13 protein-coding genes are annotated in these 16,378 nt (G+C 52.1%); 10 read left to right on the top strand and 3 right to left on the bottom strand.

All coding sequences use genetic code 11. The annotated features are described in order from the left end of the window. The 10 genes from K1558_RS32860 to glmS form a co-directional block, all read left to right on the top strand. The coding region (locus tag K1558_RS32860) for a M15 family metallopeptidase (RefSeq protein WP_274528646.1) at positions 1 to 470 on the top strand (470 nt) is incomplete at its 5' end. Then, a complete protein-coding gene (locus K1558_RS18750; protein WP_238653173.1) occupies positions 467 to 748 on the top strand; it encodes a holin in 282 nt (93 codons plus the stop codon). The genes K1558_RS32860 and K1558_RS18750, both read left to right, overlap by 4 nt. Positions 749 to 1,047: 299 nt before the next feature. Continuing rightward, positions 1,048 to 3,840: a phosphoenolpyruvate carboxylase gene (gene ppc / locus K1558_RS18745; protein ID WP_238653172.1), complete on the top strand. Its 2,793-nt coding sequence runs from the start codon at positions 1,048 to 1,050 to the stop codon at positions 3,838 to 3,840. 682 nt (positions 3,841 to 4,522) lie between these two features. Next, a complete protein-coding gene (sigW, locus tag K1558_RS18740; RefSeq protein WP_238653171.1) occupies positions 4,523 to 5,089 on the top strand; it encodes an RNA polymerase sigma factor SigW in 567 nt (188 codons plus the stop codon). Positions 5,090 to 5,186: 97 nt separating this feature from the next. Next, positions 5,187 to 5,801 (top strand): zf-HC2 domain-containing protein, encoded by a 615-nt coding sequence (locus tag K1558_RS18735; protein ID WP_238653170.1) that lies wholly within the window; start codon positions 5,187 to 5,189, stop codon positions 5,799 to 5,801. Positions 5,802 to 6,002: 201 nt separating this feature from the next. Next, positions 6,003 to 6,836, top strand: coding sequence for a diadenylate cyclase CdaA (gene cdaA, locus K1558_RS18730; RefSeq protein ID WP_238653169.1), 834 nt, complete (start codon positions 6,003 to 6,005; stop codon positions 6,834 to 6,836). Next, complete coding sequence (locus K1558_RS18725; RefSeq protein WP_238653168.1) at positions 6,829 to 8,277, top strand: CdaR family protein; 1,449 nt, start codon at positions 6,829 to 6,831, stop codon at positions 8,275 to 8,277. Before cdaA ends, K1558_RS18725 begins: the two co-directional genes overlap by 8 nt. Before the next feature lie 116 nt (positions 8,278 to 8,393). Beyond that, the gene (gene glmM / locus K1558_RS18720; protein ID WP_238653167.1) at positions 8,394 to 9,734 is read left to right on the top strand and encodes a phosphoglucosamine mutase; all 1,341 of its coding nucleotides are present in this window, start codon (positions 8,394 to 8,396) and stop codon (positions 9,732 to 9,734) included. Positions 9,735 to 9,956: 222 nt separating this feature from the next. Then, positions 9,957 to 10,097, top strand: a complete 141-nt coding sequence (locus K1558_RS18715) for a hypothetical protein (protein ID WP_238653166.1) — start codon at positions 9,957 to 9,959, stop codon at positions 10,095 to 10,097. 459 nt (positions 10,098 to 10,556) lie between these two features. After that, entirely contained in the window at positions 10,557 to 12,389 is a 1,833-nt protein-coding gene (glmS, locus tag K1558_RS18710) for a glutamine--fructose-6-phosphate transaminase (isomerizing) (RefSeq protein WP_238653165.1), read from the top strand. Positions 12,390 to 12,523: 134 nt separating this feature from the next. On the opposite strand, the gene K1558_RS18705 is transcribed toward glmS, so the two are convergent. The 3 genes from K1558_RS18705 to K1558_RS18695 form a co-directional block, all read right to left on the bottom strand. Continuing rightward, a complete protein-coding gene (locus K1558_RS18705) occupies positions 12,524 to 14,683 on the bottom strand; it encodes an MMPL family transporter (protein WP_238653164.1) in 2,160 nt (719 codons plus the stop codon). Between the two features lie 76 nt (positions 14,684 to 14,759). Continuing rightward, positions 14,760 to 15,365, bottom strand: coding sequence for a TetR/AcrR family transcriptional regulator (locus tag K1558_RS18700; RefSeq protein ID WP_238653163.1), 606 nt, complete (start codon positions 15,363 to 15,365; stop codon positions 14,760 to 14,762). A gap of 232 nt (positions 15,366 to 15,597) precedes the next feature. After that, complete coding sequence (locus tag K1558_RS18695) at positions 15,598 to 16,353, bottom strand: SDR family NAD(P)-dependent oxidoreductase (protein WP_238653162.1); 756 nt, start codon at positions 16,351 to 16,353, stop codon at positions 15,598 to 15,600. Between the last annotated feature and the right edge of the window lie 25 nt (positions 16,354 to 16,378).

Here is a 16,378-nt window from a genome sequence, read left to right as displayed (position 1 = left end):
TGGCGGTCGATTTTGCGCTGCTGCTCCCTAATGGTTCAAGCGTTTCCTGGGATATGACAAGGGACGGGGACCAGGACGGCACTCCGGATTGGCGGGAGGTGGTGCAGCTGGCGAAGGCGATCGGCTTCGAATGGGGCGGAGACTGGACGAGCTTCAAGGACTACCCGCATCTGCAGATGAGCTTCGGGCTCAGGCTGGCCGACCTTCGGGCCGGAAAGAAGCCGGCGGCTGCGGCAGTGGAGGCAGTGTATGAACGGATTAAGCCCAAGGAGGAACAAACGGTGAAAGCTCAGAAGAGGGTGGACGTGCTCGTTAATGGAAAGAAGATTACAGACGGATGGCTGGAGGAAGGGGTCACTTATGTTCCTGCACGTGCGGTTGCGGAAACGCTGGGCGCTCAGATTGCCTACCAACCAGCTGCTAACGCAGTTGAGATCACTACAACCCTTCAGAAAGGAGCAAACTCATGATTAACAGCGAACTGCTGGATAACGTTTTAGCTTTTGCCTCGGTATTAGCCGTCTTCATTCTTGCCTTAGTGCAGCTGATCAAAAATATTACCATTCTGCCGCGCAACAGCATCCCTTTTATCGGACTCGGCATCGGACTGCTGGTGGGAGCTGCGGCGTATCCTTTTACCGATCTGGAGCTGATCTTGCGTCTGTGGGCTGGCGGACTGGCCGGTTTATCGGCCACCGGATTATTTGAACTGGCCTTCAACAACCGTTCAGGGCATACGATGAAATAAAAGATGACTTGAATAACGACGCCTGGCTCTCAGAGCCGGGTTTTTTGGTATTTTGCGTCATGAAACATTACATGTAAACTACATAAAACACAGATTTCTCAGGTAATCTAATAGGAAGAATTACATAATTATTTTTAACTTTATAAATAGCCGAATTGGTGTATAATCGTAATTACTGTATCGCTTTACCGCGCAATAAAGTTGAAGATTTCCCGGCCGTTTTATTGTATGATATGAGGAAAGCTTTTCAAATAGACAATGTTAAGAGCATTGATCCGGAAGAGGATGGAGGGAGCAGCATGACCGAACTTACGACTACCGTTAGCAAAAGCAACTCCAACAATCTGCTGCGGCGGGACGTACGGTTCCTGGGGAATATACTGGGCGAAGTCTTGGTACACCAAGGCGGCAACGAACTGCTGGATATTGTGGAGAAGATCCGCGAGACCAGCAAATCACTGCGCTCATTGTTTTTGCCTGAACTGCACAATGAATTCAAAGAGCTGATCAGCTCACTGGACCCGGAGAACCGTCATCAGGTCATCCGTGCGTTCGCTATTTATTTCCAGTTGGTGAATATTGCCGAGCAGAACCACCGGATTCGCCGCAAGCGCGACTACGAGCGTTCCGCCGGGGAGACGGTACAGCCTGGTTCGATCGAGAGCGCCGTACAGGAGCTTCGCGAGCGGGATTTCTCGCCGGAAGAGGTTCACGAGATCATGAAGGGCATGTCGCTGGAGCTGGTGATGACCGCTCACCCTACCGAAGCGATGCGCCGTGCGATCCTTGATATTCACAAGCGTATCTCCGACGATGTTATGGGGCTGGACAATCCGACGCTGACCTTCCGCGAACGCGAACAGCTGCGCGAGAAGCTGCTGAATGAGGTCATCACCTTATGGCAGACGGATGAGCTGCGCGACCGCAAGCCTACGGTGCTGGATGAAGTGCGTAATGGGATGTATTACTTCCATGAGACGATTTTTGAGGTGCTGCCGGATGTGTATCAGGAGCTGGAGCGCTGTCTGAGCAAATATTACCCGGGCCAGAATTGGCATGTGCCGACGTACCTGCGGTTCGGTTCCTGGATCGGGGGCGACCGCGACGGCAACCCGTCCGTGAAGGCAACGGTGACTATGCAGACCCTGCGCCTGCAGCGGAAGCTGGCCATTCGGGAATACCAGCGGATTATGCGCGAGCTGATGCAGTATCTGAGCTTTAGTACAAGCATTGTGAAGGTGACGCCGGAGCTGCTGGAGTCGATTGAGGCGGACCGGAATATTATCAATCTCAACCGGGTTGACGCCTGGCGTAATGATAACGAGCCTTACCGGATTAAGCTCAGCTACATGATCTCCAAGACCCAGAATGTGCTGGACGATGAGAAAAAAGGGACGCCGGAGCGCTACGCCTCCCCCGCCCATTTCATAGAGGATCTGAATGTGATTGACCGCAGCCTGCGGCATCACTATGCCGATTATGTAGCGGATACCTACATTAAGAAGCTGATCCGCCAGGTCGAGCTGTTCGGCTTCCATACCGCAACGCTGGATGTGCGCCAGCACAGCCAGGAGCATGAGAATGCCATGACAGAGGTTCTCGCGAAGATGAATGTGACGCCGGATTACTCCAAGCTCGGAGAGCAGGAGAAGATTGTGCTGCTCGAGAATCTGCTGAATGATCCGCGCCCGCTGACTTCACCGTATCAGTCTTACAGTGAAGCAACCGAGGAGTGCCTTGCGGTATACCGCACGATCTTCGAGGCGCAGCAGGAATACGGCAAGCAGTGCATCACCAGCTATCTGATCAGTATGGCGGAAGCGCCAAGCGATATTCTGGAGGTCATGGTCTTCTCCAAGGAGGTCGGCTTGTTCCGCAAGGACAATGACGGGACGGTTGTCTGTACGCTGCAGGCGGTGCCTCTGTTCGAGACGATCGACGATCTTCACGATGCTCCGCGGATTATGCGCACCCTGCTCAATATGCCGATCTACCGTGCTGCGGTCACTGCGATGAATGATCTGCAGGAGATCATGCTGGGCTACTCGGACAGCAACAAGGACGGCGGTGTAGTAACAGCGAACTGGGAGCTGCGCGTAGCCTTGAAGGAGATTACAGCAACGGCCGAAGATTTCGGCATCAAGCTGAAGTTCTTCCATGGACGCGGCGGTGCGCTCGGACGCGGCGGGATGCCGCTGAACCGCAGCATTCTGGCCCAGCCGGCATCCACCATCGGCGGCGGCATCAAGATTACCGAGCAGGGCGAGGTCATCTCCTCCCGGTATTCGATGAAGGGGATTGCCTACCGCAGTCTGGAGCAGGCGACGTCTGCCTTGATCACAGCGGCGATTCATGCCAGAACCCCGCAGACCGATCTGTATGAGGCTAAGTGGGATGAGATTATCGCCCGGATCTCCGAGGTCTCGCTGACCAAGTATCAGGATCTGATCTTCCGTGATCCGGACTTCCTGACTTACTTCAAGGAATCTACACCTCTGCCGGAGGTAGGGGAACTGAATATCGGATCACGCCCGTCGAAGCGCAAGAACAGCGAACGCTTCGAGGATCTGCGCGCGATTCCTTGGGTATTCGCTTGGACGCAGAGCCGTTATCTGCTGCCTGCCTGGTATGCGGCCGGAACCGGTCTGCAGAGCTTCTATGAGGGCAAGGAAGAGAATATGAAGATCATGCAGCATATGTATGAGAACTTCTCGTTCTTCACGACCCTGATCGATACGCTGCAGATGGCGATCGCTAAGGCGGATCTTGTCATTGCCAAGGAATACGCCGGCATGGGCAAGAACGAAGAGGCACGCGCCCGGATCTTCGGCCAGATCGAGGCCGAGTTCAAGCTGACCTCCGAGCTGATCCTTAAGATCACCGGCCAGCAGGAGATTCTGGATAATGTTCCGGTCATTCAGGAATCTATCCGCCTGCGTAACCCGTATGTTGATCCGCTCAGCTACTTGCAGGTTCAGCTGCTTGCCGAGCTGCGCGCCCTGCGTGAGGCTGAGGGCGATGACGCCGACCTTCTGCGGGAAGTGCTGCTTACAATCAACGGCATTGCCGCCGGTCTTCGGAATACCGGTTGATGCTGGTGTAAAGCCGGCGAAGCCGCTTAAGGGTTTTGATCTTATAAGTCGGCGAAGCCGCTTAAAAGGTTTTGATCTTGTAAGCCGGCGAAGCCGCTTAGAAGGTTTTGGTCTTGTAAGCCGGCGAAGCCGCTTAGAAGGTTTTGATCTTAAAAGCCGGCGAAGCCGCTTTAAGTCCCCCGTCCGTCTCCGTAATCGGAGGTGGACGGGGGTTTTTATGTTTCCAGGGAGGCCGGGGGTCAGAGACCCGGCCGACCCCGTGCCCCACCCCTTGTTGCCTGAATTATATTTTGGGCAACGGAAAACGCGCGCAGTTGTTTGGTGAGAAACAGGCTGATAGAGCCGGCGGAGCGGAAATTTGGAACTGGAGGAGCGGCAGCGTTCGCCTTTATTGGCGGATTTCAACCGCGGCTGCGGTTATAATGAGGAAATCTGCCAATAACAGCGACCGGAAGTCCAAATGTTCTGCGGAGCCGGCGGCTTAATCAGCCGCCCCCCTCCCCGGCCAACCGAAACCTCCCAACATATCTCCAGCTCCGCCCGATTTTCCCAGCACAGCATATAATGAAGGTAACAAGACAAACCTTGATTTTTACAGAAACATGAATTACGATTTAAATGCTTGTACCGTGGTTTCAGAAGGCTGAAAGACCAAGGGCGGCAAGTCTGGGGGAGTTAACAGGTGGAGAATCTTGAGGGCAGATTGACAAAGCTCGCCCTGAAGGGCGATCAAAGGGCATTTGCCGAGCTTGTGGAACTATATAAAGACAAAATTTATCATTTGGCTTACCGTATGCTGAACAACCGCCATGAGGCGGAGGATGTCGTCCAGGAAACATTCCTGCGCGTCTACCGGAATCTGGACAGATACGATGATAAACAGAAGTTCTCGACATGGATCTACCGGATTGGCACCAATCTCTGTATCGACCGTCTGCGCAAGCGGCGCCCGGTCTATTCGCTGGATGCCGAGGTGAACGACCAGGAGGGGATTGACGGGTATTCGATGATTCCGAGCACGAATGTGACGCCGGAGACAGAGCTGCTGCTCTCGGAGACGCAGAGACTCATCTATGAGGCCATCGACAGTCTGCCCGTGAAATACAGATCGGTGATGATCCTGCGGTATCTCCAGGATCTGTCGCTTCAGGAGATCGGGGATGTGCTGGATATGCCGGTGACAACGATCAAGACCCGGGTACACCGCGGACGTGAATTTTTACGCAAAAAATTAGGCCCCAAAATGTAAAATAGATTAGATATTATGAAACTCCTGCATGGTATTGACGTATGTAAGTTAAGCAAGTCTATGCACTAAATAAGCATGTATGAAAGGATTGGCTCCTATGGAATGCAAACTGGCCGTCTCTATGATGCACGATTACCTGGACGACGACTTGCCCGAACTGCAGCAGAGGGAATTGAAGGAGCATCTTCTATCCTGTACGGATTGCCGTGCGAAGTTCAAAGAACTGGAACAGACCGATATGCTGATGTTCTCCCTGATGCACCAGTCACCGGTTGCCTCGGAGGAGCTTGTGGGCCGGATTATGGAGTCTTTGCCGAAGCCCAAGAAAGAGAAGGCGTTTGTCACCTGGATCAAGAGACATCCGGCACTTACGGCGGCCTCTGTGTTCATTCTCGTCATGCTGATGAGCTCCATGACGTTCTGGAACCAGGACCAGCAGCTTGTGGTGCGGGGAACGGATCTCGATCAGGTGGTCATCCAAGGGGATACGGTGATTGTACCCTCCGGCAAAGTCATCTCCGGTGATCTGACGGTGGAGAACGGGAAAACCCAGGTGTACGGGGAAGTCAACGGCAACCTGACAGTGATCGACGGCTCGCTGTATCAGGCTTCAACCGCCCATATCTCCGGGCAAGTCAAGAGCATAGACCAAGCAGTAAGCTGGATCTGGTATAAAGTGACAAACATGTTCTCTGAAGTTGCCTACCGATAGCTGAGTGTTGGTCGCTTGTAACAGATAACTCATTTGCGCCTCTTTTTCCGGAAAGATGGCGCTTTTTTGTTGTTCATTTATTTACCTGCCCGGAAACTTGCAACCGGAGGCGGAACGTTATAACCTTAGAATAGCGCAGCGAATGTTAACACACCATTTACATAAACCCAGCTAATTTGAAAATCACGGGGGTTGCCGGCCATGAGCTACTTTACCGACCTTACATGGAAAGAGTCCATTAAAGATATAATTGATATCCTGATTGTCAGCTACATCATCTACAAAGTGCTCAACATGGTGCGCGGGACCCGGGCGGTTCAGCTCCTGAAGGGGATTCTGATTCTGGTTGGGATCTGGGGGGGCAGTACCCTGCTGGACTTGTATACCCTCAAATGGCTGATGAACCAGATGTTTACCTTTGGGGTATTTGCGATCTTTATTATTTTTCAGCCGGAGGTGCGGCGGGGGCTGGAGCAGCTCGGCCGGGGCAAGTTCTTCGGACGCAATGCGGAGAATGATGAGGAGATCAGCCGGCTCGTGGGTGAGGTTATTAAAGCGGTGAACTATCTGTCGGTCCGCAAAATCGGAGCCTTAATCGTATTTGAACGGGCCACGGGGCTCAATGAATATACGGAATCCGGGATCGCCATGCGCTCTGAAGTCAGCTCGGAGCTGCTGATTAATATTTTCATCCCCAATACCCCGCTCCATGACGGAGCGCTGATTATGCAGGGGAACCAGATTGCTGCGGCGGCCTGCTACCTGCCGTTGTCGGAGAATCCGTTCATCAGCAAGGAGCTGGGCACACGGCACCGCGCTGCCATTGGTATCAGTGAAGTGGCCGATTCAGTGTCTGTCGTGGTCTCTGAGGAGACCGGTCAGATCTCGCTGGCGATCAATGGACAAATTGTCCGGGATATCAAGGAGGAATCCCTGATCTCGAAGCTGCACCAAGAGCTGAGCAGTGCAAGCTCACCCCTGATGGAGAAAAGTTCCGCGTTCTGGAGACGGAGGGGGAATAAGAACAATGGATAAGTGGATGAAGAATAATAACTTCAATAAGATTCTTGCCCTTGCCTTAGGGATTATTCTCTGGACCATTGTGCATGTGGATACGGCACCGGCCTATCAGACGACCGTCAACACCGAATCGAAGACCATTGAGAATGTCAAAATAGAGGTGGAAGGCTTCGACAGTGATACTTATGTCCTGACCAAGGATGTGGATAGCGTCCGAATGGAGGTTAGGGGCAAAAAGTCCGATCTCACCTACAAATTCTCCGATGCCTACCGGGTGTGGATTGACCTGAAGGACGTGAAGCCCGGCGACAACACGCTTCCGCTGATGTATTCAACACCCAGCGGCGTGACGCTGGATGCCATGATCCCGAATCAGGTGAATGTGCATATTGAGCTGCGGACGACCAAAGCTTTTCCGGTGACGGTGAATATTGCCGGCAAGCCTGCTCCAGGCTATGAAGTGGGGACCCCGGTGACAGACCCGGCCTCCGCAGAGGTCACCCTGCCGGCAAGTGAGCTGGCACAGGTGGCGAAGGTGCAGGGCAAGATTGAGCTGGATGGCGAGCAGGAGACGGTTAGCGAGAAGCGGCTGAAGCTGTATGCGGTTGACAATAAAGGGAACGAGCTGAAGGATGCGGTGATTGAGCCCTCTACAGTAGCTGTGGAGCTGCCGATTACTCTCCCGTCCAAAACCCTGCCGCTGGATATCAGCTTCACCGGCAGTCTGCCCGGCTCGCTGGTGCTGTCCAAGGTGACGCCGGAGCTGGATATGGTCACGGTCTACGGCAGTGAAGAGACGCTGCAGACCATGTCGTCGTATGAGGCCGTGCTTGACCTGAGCACCATTAAGACGGCTGGCACGGAGCAGTTGAAGCTGGAGCTGAAGCCGCCGGAGGGGGCAGGAAAGATTGAACCGTCAGCGATGAATGTGTCGGTCTCCGCAGCGGAGATTACCCAGCGTACCCTTTCGGGGGTGCCAATTAAGCTTGAGGGTGTCGGCAACGGGCTGACGGCGCTTATTTTAGACCCGGTAAGCACCTCTATGGATCTGACGGTATCCGGTGCGCCGGCGCTGCTCGACCAGCTGAACCAGAACAGCATCAGTGTAGTGGCTGATGTCGGGGGGCTGACGGCCGGGATTCACGATGTCCCGCTCCAGGTCTCTCTTCCACGGTTCATCACGCTGCAGAATTCCGCGCCATTGACAGCTAAGGTGGAGCTGCTGGCTCCGGCAACGCCTGAGGCTTCTGCAGCGGCTGAGAGTACCCCTGCGCCGACACCTGAGCCCAGTGCGGAGCCGGCCTCCTCCGGTGAGGAGAACATCATAGAGCCTACGCCTTCTCCAGATGAAGCAGATGCTGTGCAGGAGACGCCGATGCCGACTCATACCCCGCCCGAGGTTGAAGCCACACCTCCTGCAGGCGGCAGTAATGCGGACGGTACGGCCGGGACGTAACTTTTTGACCACAACGCAGTCTATTTAATGTGTACCTGACATACACGGATTAGCGGATTATTCATACTATGATTTTATTAAGCTGAAGCAGCGCATTCACAAAGGAGAACAATAAGATGGGTAAGTATTTCGGAACAGATGGTGTACGCGGTGTAGCCAACCGTGAATTGACAGCAGAGATGGCGTATAGCATTGGCCGCTGCGGAGGATATGTTCTGGCAGGAAATGTGGAAAAGCCTAAGGTGGTCATCGGCATGGATACACGGATATCCGGTCCGCTGCTGGAGTCGGCGCTGATTGCCGGCCTGTTGTCCATTGGTGCGGATGTGATCCGCCTGGGTGTAGTATCTACACCTGCCGTAGCTTATATTACAAGACTGCTGAAGGCGGATGCCGGAGTCATGATCTCGGCGTCGCATAATCCGGTGGAGGATAACGGGATTAAGTTTTTTGGCGGAGACGGCTTCAAGCTGACGGATGAGACCGAGCTGCGGATCGAGGAACTGATGGATGCCGAGCACGATGAGCTGCCGCGTCCGGTTGGAGCAGGAATCGGTTCGTTGCGGGAGGATCATGAGGCGAAATATCTGTATCTGGATTATCTGAAGACAACGATTGATCACAGCTTCCAGGGGCTCAAAATTGTACTCGATTGTGCGCACGGCGCAGCCTATGAGCTGGCACCGCGGCTGTTCCGCGAGCTGGGGGCAGAGGTGATTGCCATCGGGGCGGAGCCGGACGGGCTGAACATTAACGACGGCTTCGGCTCCACACACCCGGAGACCTTGCGTGAGGAAGTGCTGCGCCACGGGGCTGATTTGGGGCTTGCTTTTGACGGGGATGCCGACCGCCTGATTGCAATTGACGAGAACGGCGACGAGGTCGACGGGGACTTCATTCTCTGTATCTGCGGCGATGCTATGAACCGTGCGGGCAAGCTGAAAGACGGCACCATTGTGTCCACCGTCATGAGCAATATCGGCTTCTACAAGGCGACAGAGAAGCTGTCGCTGAATACGGCGAAGACAGCGGTCGGGGACCGCTATGTCATGGAAGAGATGCGCCGCGGCGGGTATAATCTGGGCGGGGAGCAATCCGGGCATGTGATTTTCCTGGACTATAATACAACGGGTGACGGCATTCTGACCGCCATTCAACTGGTGAACACGATGAAGGCATCGGGCAAGAAGCTTAGCGTGCTGAAATCGATGATGACCAAATACCCGCAGGTGCTGGTGAATGTGCGTGTGCAGGACAAAACCAACTATCCGAACAATCCGGCGATTGAAGCCGCGATTCAGGAAGTGGAAGGCAAGCTGGGCGACAACGGCCGCGTACTGGTACGCCCTTCGGGTACCGAGCCGCTGATCCGTGTGATGGCCGAAGGGCCGGATAAAGCGGAGCTGGATCTGTATGTGGGCCAGATTGTTGAAGTGGTGGAGCGGGAATTGGTGTAAATAGGATATGTAGATGGGACTTGGAACAAACCGTAGGGATAAGTGGTGGAGGGGAATTTTGGAACTGGAGGAGCGTAAGCGTCCGCCTTTGTCACCGGATTTGTACTGCGAACAGCAGCTTAATTAAAGAAATCTGGGGACAACAGCGGCCGGAAGTCCAAATATTCTCTGGAGCCACACTAGTCCCAAAACGGAGACTTACAAGTCCAAGCAGCCGGTGAAGTGATCGACCTGATTTCTTCACCGGCTGAATCATTAATGGCATCGGTTGAAAAGGTTAAAAAAGGTTTTCTTCGCCGCAGCGTTGCCAAAACGCTACAAGGTGCATATAATAGACTAAGTGTCATTCCAGAAGGAAAGTGAGGATCGTAAGGTTACTGCAACATAAGCGCCAGAGCTTGATTTGCGCGGGGGAGAAGGGAAGAGCAGAAGCGGCGACGTAAGCCGGAGCGCTCGGAACGGATCACGGCAGATGTAAGCTGACGAGGTGGAGGTGTTCGAAATGTTCGGCGGGGACCTCCCGGTGATGCACCAGAGCCGTAAATGGAAACGGAAAATGCGAGGGCGACCTCTCACACAACGCTTCTGTGGGTGCCAATAAGAAGAAACTAATCATGGGTATGCGCATAAGCACGAAACGCAGGAATTCTGCCACGGCAGAAGAGAAGACTGTGCATTTTCATGATCATTGATGCAAGTGACAGGTTATTATGTTGGGCTTCTTGGACAACATCATATTTGCTTTTCTTCAAAACATGCCGCACGGCACGTTTCTTTCCTTATGCCGCCCACACTACGATAAATTGGACGGAGGAAAATATAATGTGTGGTATTGTTGGATATATCGGGAATCAGAATTCGCAGGGGATCTTGGTTGAGGGTCTGAAGAAGCTGGAGTACCGCGGATATGACTCCGCAGGGATTGCCGTATTCACGAAGGATGGTCTTCAGGTGGTTAAGGCGCAGGGACGTATGGCAAACCTGGAATCCCGTCTGGAAACCACTCCGCTGACCGGCAGCGCAGGGATCGGGCACACCCGCTGGGCGACCCACGGCAAACCGTCCGATGAGAACTCTCATCCGCACACAGACAACAGTCACAAATTCTCGGTGGTACACAACGGGATTGTCGAGAATTACCTGGATCTCAAGGAAGAGCTGATTGCCGGAGGATGCCACTTCACCTCCGAGACGGATACTGAGGTGATCTCTCACCTGATTGCCCGTGAATACAAGGGAGATATCGTTAAGGCTGTACAGCAGGCGATCTCTTACATGCGCGGTGCATTCGCACTTGGCGTTCTGACCGAATATGAGCCGGATAAGCTGGTAGCTGTACGTCAGGCCAGCCCGCTGATTATCGGTCTGGGCGATGGTGAGAACTTCATCGGGTCGGATATTCCGGCACTGTTGGAATACACCCGGAACGTATACATTCTGAACGACGGCGAAATGGCTGTGTTGACACGGGATGCTGTCGAACTGATGACGATTGAAGGCAACTTTATTTCTCGGGAAATGATTACTGTCGATTGGGATGCAGTGACCGCAGAAAAAGGCGGCTACGAGCACTTCATGCTGAAAGAAATCCATGAGCAGCCTAAGGCATACCGCGATACTATGCGTGGACGCATGAATGCTGCCAGCAATAAGGTCATTCTGCCTGAGCTGAACCTGACCGAGGAACAAATCAAGAACATCCGCAATATCCAAGTGGTAGCTTGCGGTACTGCATATAATGCCGGTCTGGTAGGCCGTAACCTGATCGAAACTCTGGTGCGCATTCCGGTAGAGAATGATATTGCTTCGGAATACCGTTACCGTGCACCGATCGTGACTCCTGAGACGCTGGTGATCGTGGTCAGCCAATCCGGTGAGACCGCAGATACACTGGCAGCACTTCGTGAAGCGCAAGCGAATGGCGCTCATGTACTGGCCATCACTAATGTCGTAGGCAGCTCCATTGCCCGGGAAGCCAACAGCGTCATGGTGACACTGGCAGGACCGGAAATTGCCGTAGCCTCAACCAAAGCCTACACGTCCCAACTGATTGCGTTCACTTTGCTTGGACTGTTCCTGGCTGAAGTGCGCGGCACCCAGTCGGAGTCTGAGGTAGCCAAGATTCTGGCAGCCATGCAGTCCCTGCCGGAGCAAGTGGAAGCCATTTTGGCTCAAAAGGATGCGATCAAAGCCTATGCTGAACAGATCGCCAAGCATGAGCACCTGTTCTTCATCGGCCGCGGCGTAGATTACGCAGTCGCCCAAGAAGGCTCGCTGAAGCTGAAGGAAATCTCTTATATTCACTCCGAAGCGTACGCTGCGGGTGAACTGAAGCACGGCACGCTGGCGCTGATCGAAGAAGGCGTTCCAGTCATTGCCCTGGCCACCCAGGAATCGGTACTGGAGAAGACCGTCAGCAACATCAAGGAAGTGAAGGCCCGCGGCGCCCATGTCCTGGCCATCACCCACGAAGAGCACAAAGACGACCTGCTCCGCTCCGTCGACCAGGTATTCGTCATCCCGCAGACCCTGCAGCTCCTGACCTCGGCCCTGTCCGTCGTCTCCCTGCAGCTGCTGGCGTATTATGCATCATTGGCTCTGGGCCATGATGTCGATAAGCCAAGAAACTTGGCGAAGAGTGTTACGGTGGAGTAGGGGATAGGATTGCAATCGGAATTGTCCAGTGAATTAAAACAGTGGAATCACTATATAAAGTAATAAATACATCTCGAGGGCAGCCTGGAAAATAATTCAGGCTGCCCTCTTTTTTTAAAATATTCATTGGCTGTCTACAGGGAGCTTGTTTCCTTTGAAAGGGGAGCGTTCAATTCCTTAGTGATGGACTCGCCTTCAATGTCCACATTGGGGAGCCGCTTATTAAGCCATTGTGGCAAATACCAGGCGGAGCGGCCAAGCAGCGTCATGATTGCAGGCACCAGGGTCAGCCGAACCAGGAAAGCATCAATCAGAACACCCATCGCTAGAGCAAACCCCATTACTTTGATCATAGGGTCCGTAACAAAGAAGAAGCTTCCAAATACGAAGATCATAATCAGACCTGCCGCAGAGACCACCCTTCCGCTTAGGCCCATCCCGGTGACAACCGCTTGCTTGGCATCGTCATGATGCGTAAATTCTTCCCGTATCCGGCTGACCAGAAATACCTCATAATCCATGGCCAAGCCGAAGAGAACACCTGTTAACAGAATGGGCAAAAAGTTCAGGACAATTCCGGAACCGGACACACCGAAGATCTGACCTAAATGACCGTCCTGAAAAATAAAGACAACCATACCTAGTGATGCCAGAAGAGATAGCAAAAATCCAAGAACCGCTTTAACCGGCACAAGCAGTGAACGGAAAACAAGTGTCAGCAAAATAAAGGCGAGTGTAAGAATGATACCGCTGAATACCGGAAACGCGTTGTTTAGCCTTTCGGAAATATCGATATTGATAGCAGTTCCTCCCGTTACTAACAGATCCGTGCTGAGATTGCGAATATCTTGGACCAGTTGTTTGGTTTCCTTCTCATTCGGACCCGCTTCGGAGATGACAGTGATGAGAGCAAGGTCCCCGTTCTGGTTAGGAATCGGCGGAGCTATCATGGCCACGTTGGGAAGCTCCTTAATATTTGCGATATCCTTCTGGGCTTCATCCAGCAGCCCTCCTGATTCGCTCCCTTTCTTGACTACAATGAGTGGACCGTTAAATCCCGGGCCAAAGCCTTTTGACAATAAATCGTAGCCTTTGCGCTCCGTTGTATGCGTAGATTTAGCCCCGTTATCCGGCATGCCAAGCTCCATATGGCCGGCTGGAATTGCCGCACCCACCAACAACAGCACAATAAGAATAGTTATCGGGACAGGATAGCGGGAAACAAAGCGTCCCCAACGATAAGACAAGGGCTTGTTCATCTTTTGGGTTGCCTTCAGGCTTGCTCCACTGTTTTTCGATTGCAGCTTATTGCCCAAAAGGGCGAGCAAGCTAGGCAGGAGGGTTACGGCTACAATAACCGCAATCAATACCGTAAATGCTGCGGCCAACCCCATCACCGACAGAAACGGAATATTGACGATCGCTAATGCGGACAAGGCAATAATAACGGTCAAACCCGCAAAAATGACAGCACTCCCCGCAGTAGCGTTGGCCCTGGCAATGGATTCTTTTACATCCAGGCCATCGGCCAACTGTTGCCTGTGTCTGGAGGTAATGAATAAAGCATAGTCAATTCCGACAGCAATCCCCAGCATTACGGCCAAAACCGTTCCCGTGGACGTCACAGAGATGAAGTTGGAGCTGTAAAATACGCTCATGATGCCAATGCCAACGCCTACGAGAGCTGTAACAATCGGCAACCCGGCTGTCAGAAAGGAACGGAAAGTAATAATAAGCACGATAAAGGCAAAGGCAAGACCTATTATTTCGGACACTCCACCAATATCCATCTCCGAGAAAAGCACATCTCCACCCAGCTCGGTTTGGATTCCGGCCTTACGGCTGAGTTCAATAGAATTCAAAACATGGTCTTTCGATAGTTCACTTACATCATGAGAAGAAACGTTGTAGACAATATCAGCATAACCGATGGTTTTATCCTTGCTGAGGGTGCCGGTTTGAAACGGGTCCCTTACGGTTTGCACAGCCGAATCCGTTTGCACTGCCTCCAAGGTGTCTTTGATTACAAGCTGATTGGCCGTATTATCCAAAGTTCCATTGCTTGCAGCAAATATCACACGTATGGTGCCTCCAGTTGCCTGGGGAAATTCGGATTTTAACAGGTCCAACGCTTCCTGCGCCTTGGTTCCCGGAATAGACATGTCGTTGCTCAACGGGCCCTTTAGCAATATTCCCATGGAAGTAATACCTCCAAGGGCCAAAACCCATGCCAAAATCACGATCAAAGGATAACGCACGCACCATTTTCCCATCCGGTATAACATTTTTGCCATAGTATGTTCTCTCTCCTTTTACAATAGTAAACATGCGTTCATTTTTGATCGAAAAAAATAATGTGAAGCTTTTTTATCAAATAACGTCTTTGATACCCTCTGAGAACGTAGACGCTAGAGCGAGGATCGAATATCTCATCTGCTCCTTGTTATCCACTGTTTTCAAAGTGATGCACACCCCCTCTATTAAAGTTGAAGCCAAAACACCAATCACTACTTTTTCCACTGAACTGAGCGATTCTTTATTTCTATAGGAAATGGCTTCGAAAATCTGTACAATAATAGTAATTAATTCCTGCTTGGCGTTTTGGAAAGGGGAGCCCTCACTTAAGGTGAGGAGTATTTTGGCTTCTATGCTGGACTCCTCCAGGAAAAGAATCAAGTCATAGAAGGGCTGGTAGACCAGCTTCGTATGCTCCTCGGTATGCTGCGTTGCAGAAAGAAACACATGTACATTGGTCTGAATCTTCAAAATGAAGTTAGTGAAATGCAGATACGTGGGTTGAATCAATACATGAAATAAATCCTCTTTGTTCTTGTAGTAGCGGTAGATGTTGCCCGTAGTCATTCCAGCAGCAGCAGCAATCCGGCGCATAGAGGACTGGGAATAGCCGAATTGCTCAAACTCTTGGCGAGCGGCTGCTAAAATCCGTTTGTTTGTATCTTCTTTTAATATCTGCATTAGTAAACACCCGTTCACTTTTAGGATGTTTGTAGTATAAACCATTCTTGCCTATGATGCAACACACTGGAGGGCGCCTCATTAAACGGGAAGCATTTGTTCAACAACAGCTTATGCTGCGATAGAAAAAGAATCTACGGCCTGGATTTGCAATGATTCATGTGCGCTTTAAGTCATGAGCCGTCCTGAAAATGCAGGACGGCTTTATCTTTTTAACGCTAATTACCAGCAATTAGATGTTCTGACCACCAGAGATCTCAATTCTTTGCGCATTAACCCAGCGATTGTCGGAACTGAGTAAGCTGGCGACTGCGGGACCAATGTCATCCGGTACGCCAACTCGGCCAAGAGCAGTCATCTTGGCAAACGACTCATTGTAAGCAGGTATATCGCGTACTGAACCTCCCAGAAAGTCGGTTTCGATGGCACCTGGTGCAATGGTATTCGCTCTAATACCGCGATGTCCAAGCTCTTTGGCCATATAGTTAGTTAGAATCTCGACAGCTCCCTTAGCCGCAGAATAGGCGGAGAATCCGGGATAAGATACACGGGTGAGACCTGTCGAGAAATTCACAATACTGCCGCCGTCTGCAAGAAGCGGGAGAAGGGTCTGAGTCAAGAAGAATACGCCCTTAACGTGTACGTTGAACAAGCCGTCAAATTGAGCTTCGGTTGTTTCGGCAAAGTCTGTCATTTCTCCGTAGCCGGCATTGTTTACCAGATGATTGAAGGTAGTGCTGCCCCAGGTAGAATGTAAGGCCGAACGGACTGTCTGCGCAAAGGCCGCAAAGCTGGCGATGTTTTCTACATCGAGTTGTAGTGCGACTGCTTTACGCCCCAGGGCTTCGATTTCAGCAACGGCAGATTTGGCTTCTTCTTCTTGACTGCGATAAGTCAGAATGACGTCACCGCCATGCTTCGCAATATGGCTGGCTGTATTGCGGCCAAGGCCGCGGCTACCGCCAGTGATAAGTGAGATATTTGTCATTGTAATTTCATCCTCTCAGAAATGA

Origin of the sequence: Paenibacillus piscarius (assembly GCF_022234545.1) — a bacterium.
Classification (GTDB): domain Bacteria; phylum Bacillota; class Bacilli; order Paenibacillales; family Paenibacillaceae; genus Paenibacillus_AQ; species Paenibacillus_AQ piscarius.
The sequence above is the reverse complement of the archived record's forward strand: the minus strand, read 5'-3'. Positions and strand labels throughout refer to the sequence as shown.

What these genes read in the sequence shown, in the direction of transcription:
- K1558_RS18750 (WP_238653173.1), top strand. Translation starts at nt 467, where the DNA reads ATGATTAACAGCGAACTGCTGGATAACGTTTTAGCTTTTGCCTCGGTA.
- glmS (WP_238653165.1), top strand. Translation starts at nt 10,557, where the DNA reads ATGTGTGGTATTGTTGGATATATCGGGAATCAGAATTCGCAGGGGATC.
- glmM (WP_238653167.1), top strand. Translation starts at nt 8,394, where the DNA reads ATGGGTAAGTATTTCGGAACAGATGGTGTACGCGGTGTAGCCAACCGT.
- K1558_RS18735 (WP_238653170.1), top strand. Translation starts at nt 5,187, where the DNA reads ATGGAATGCAAACTGGCCGTCTCTATGATGCACGATTACCTGGACGAC.
- ppc (WP_238653172.1), top strand. Translation starts at nt 1,048, where the DNA reads ATGACCGAACTTACGACTACCGTTAGCAAAAGCAACTCCAACAATCTG.
- K1558_RS18705 (WP_238653164.1), bottom strand. Translation starts at nt 14,683, where the DNA reads ATGGCAAAAATGTTATACCGGATGGGAAAATGGTGCGTGCGTTATCCT.
- K1558_RS18725 (WP_238653168.1), top strand. Translation starts at nt 6,829, where the DNA reads ATGGATAAGTGGATGAAGAATAATAACTTCAATAAGATTCTTGCCCTT.
- K1558_RS18700 (WP_238653163.1), bottom strand. Translation starts at nt 15,365, where the DNA reads ATGCAGATATTAAAAGAAGATACAAACAAACGGATTTTAGCAGCCGCT.
- K1558_RS18695 (WP_238653162.1), bottom strand. Translation starts at nt 16,353, where the DNA reads ATGACAAATATCTCACTTATCACTGGCGGTAGCCGCGGCCTTGGCCGC.
- cdaA (WP_238653169.1), top strand. Translation starts at nt 6,003, where the DNA reads ATGAGCTACTTTACCGACCTTACATGGAAAGAGTCCATTAAAGATATA.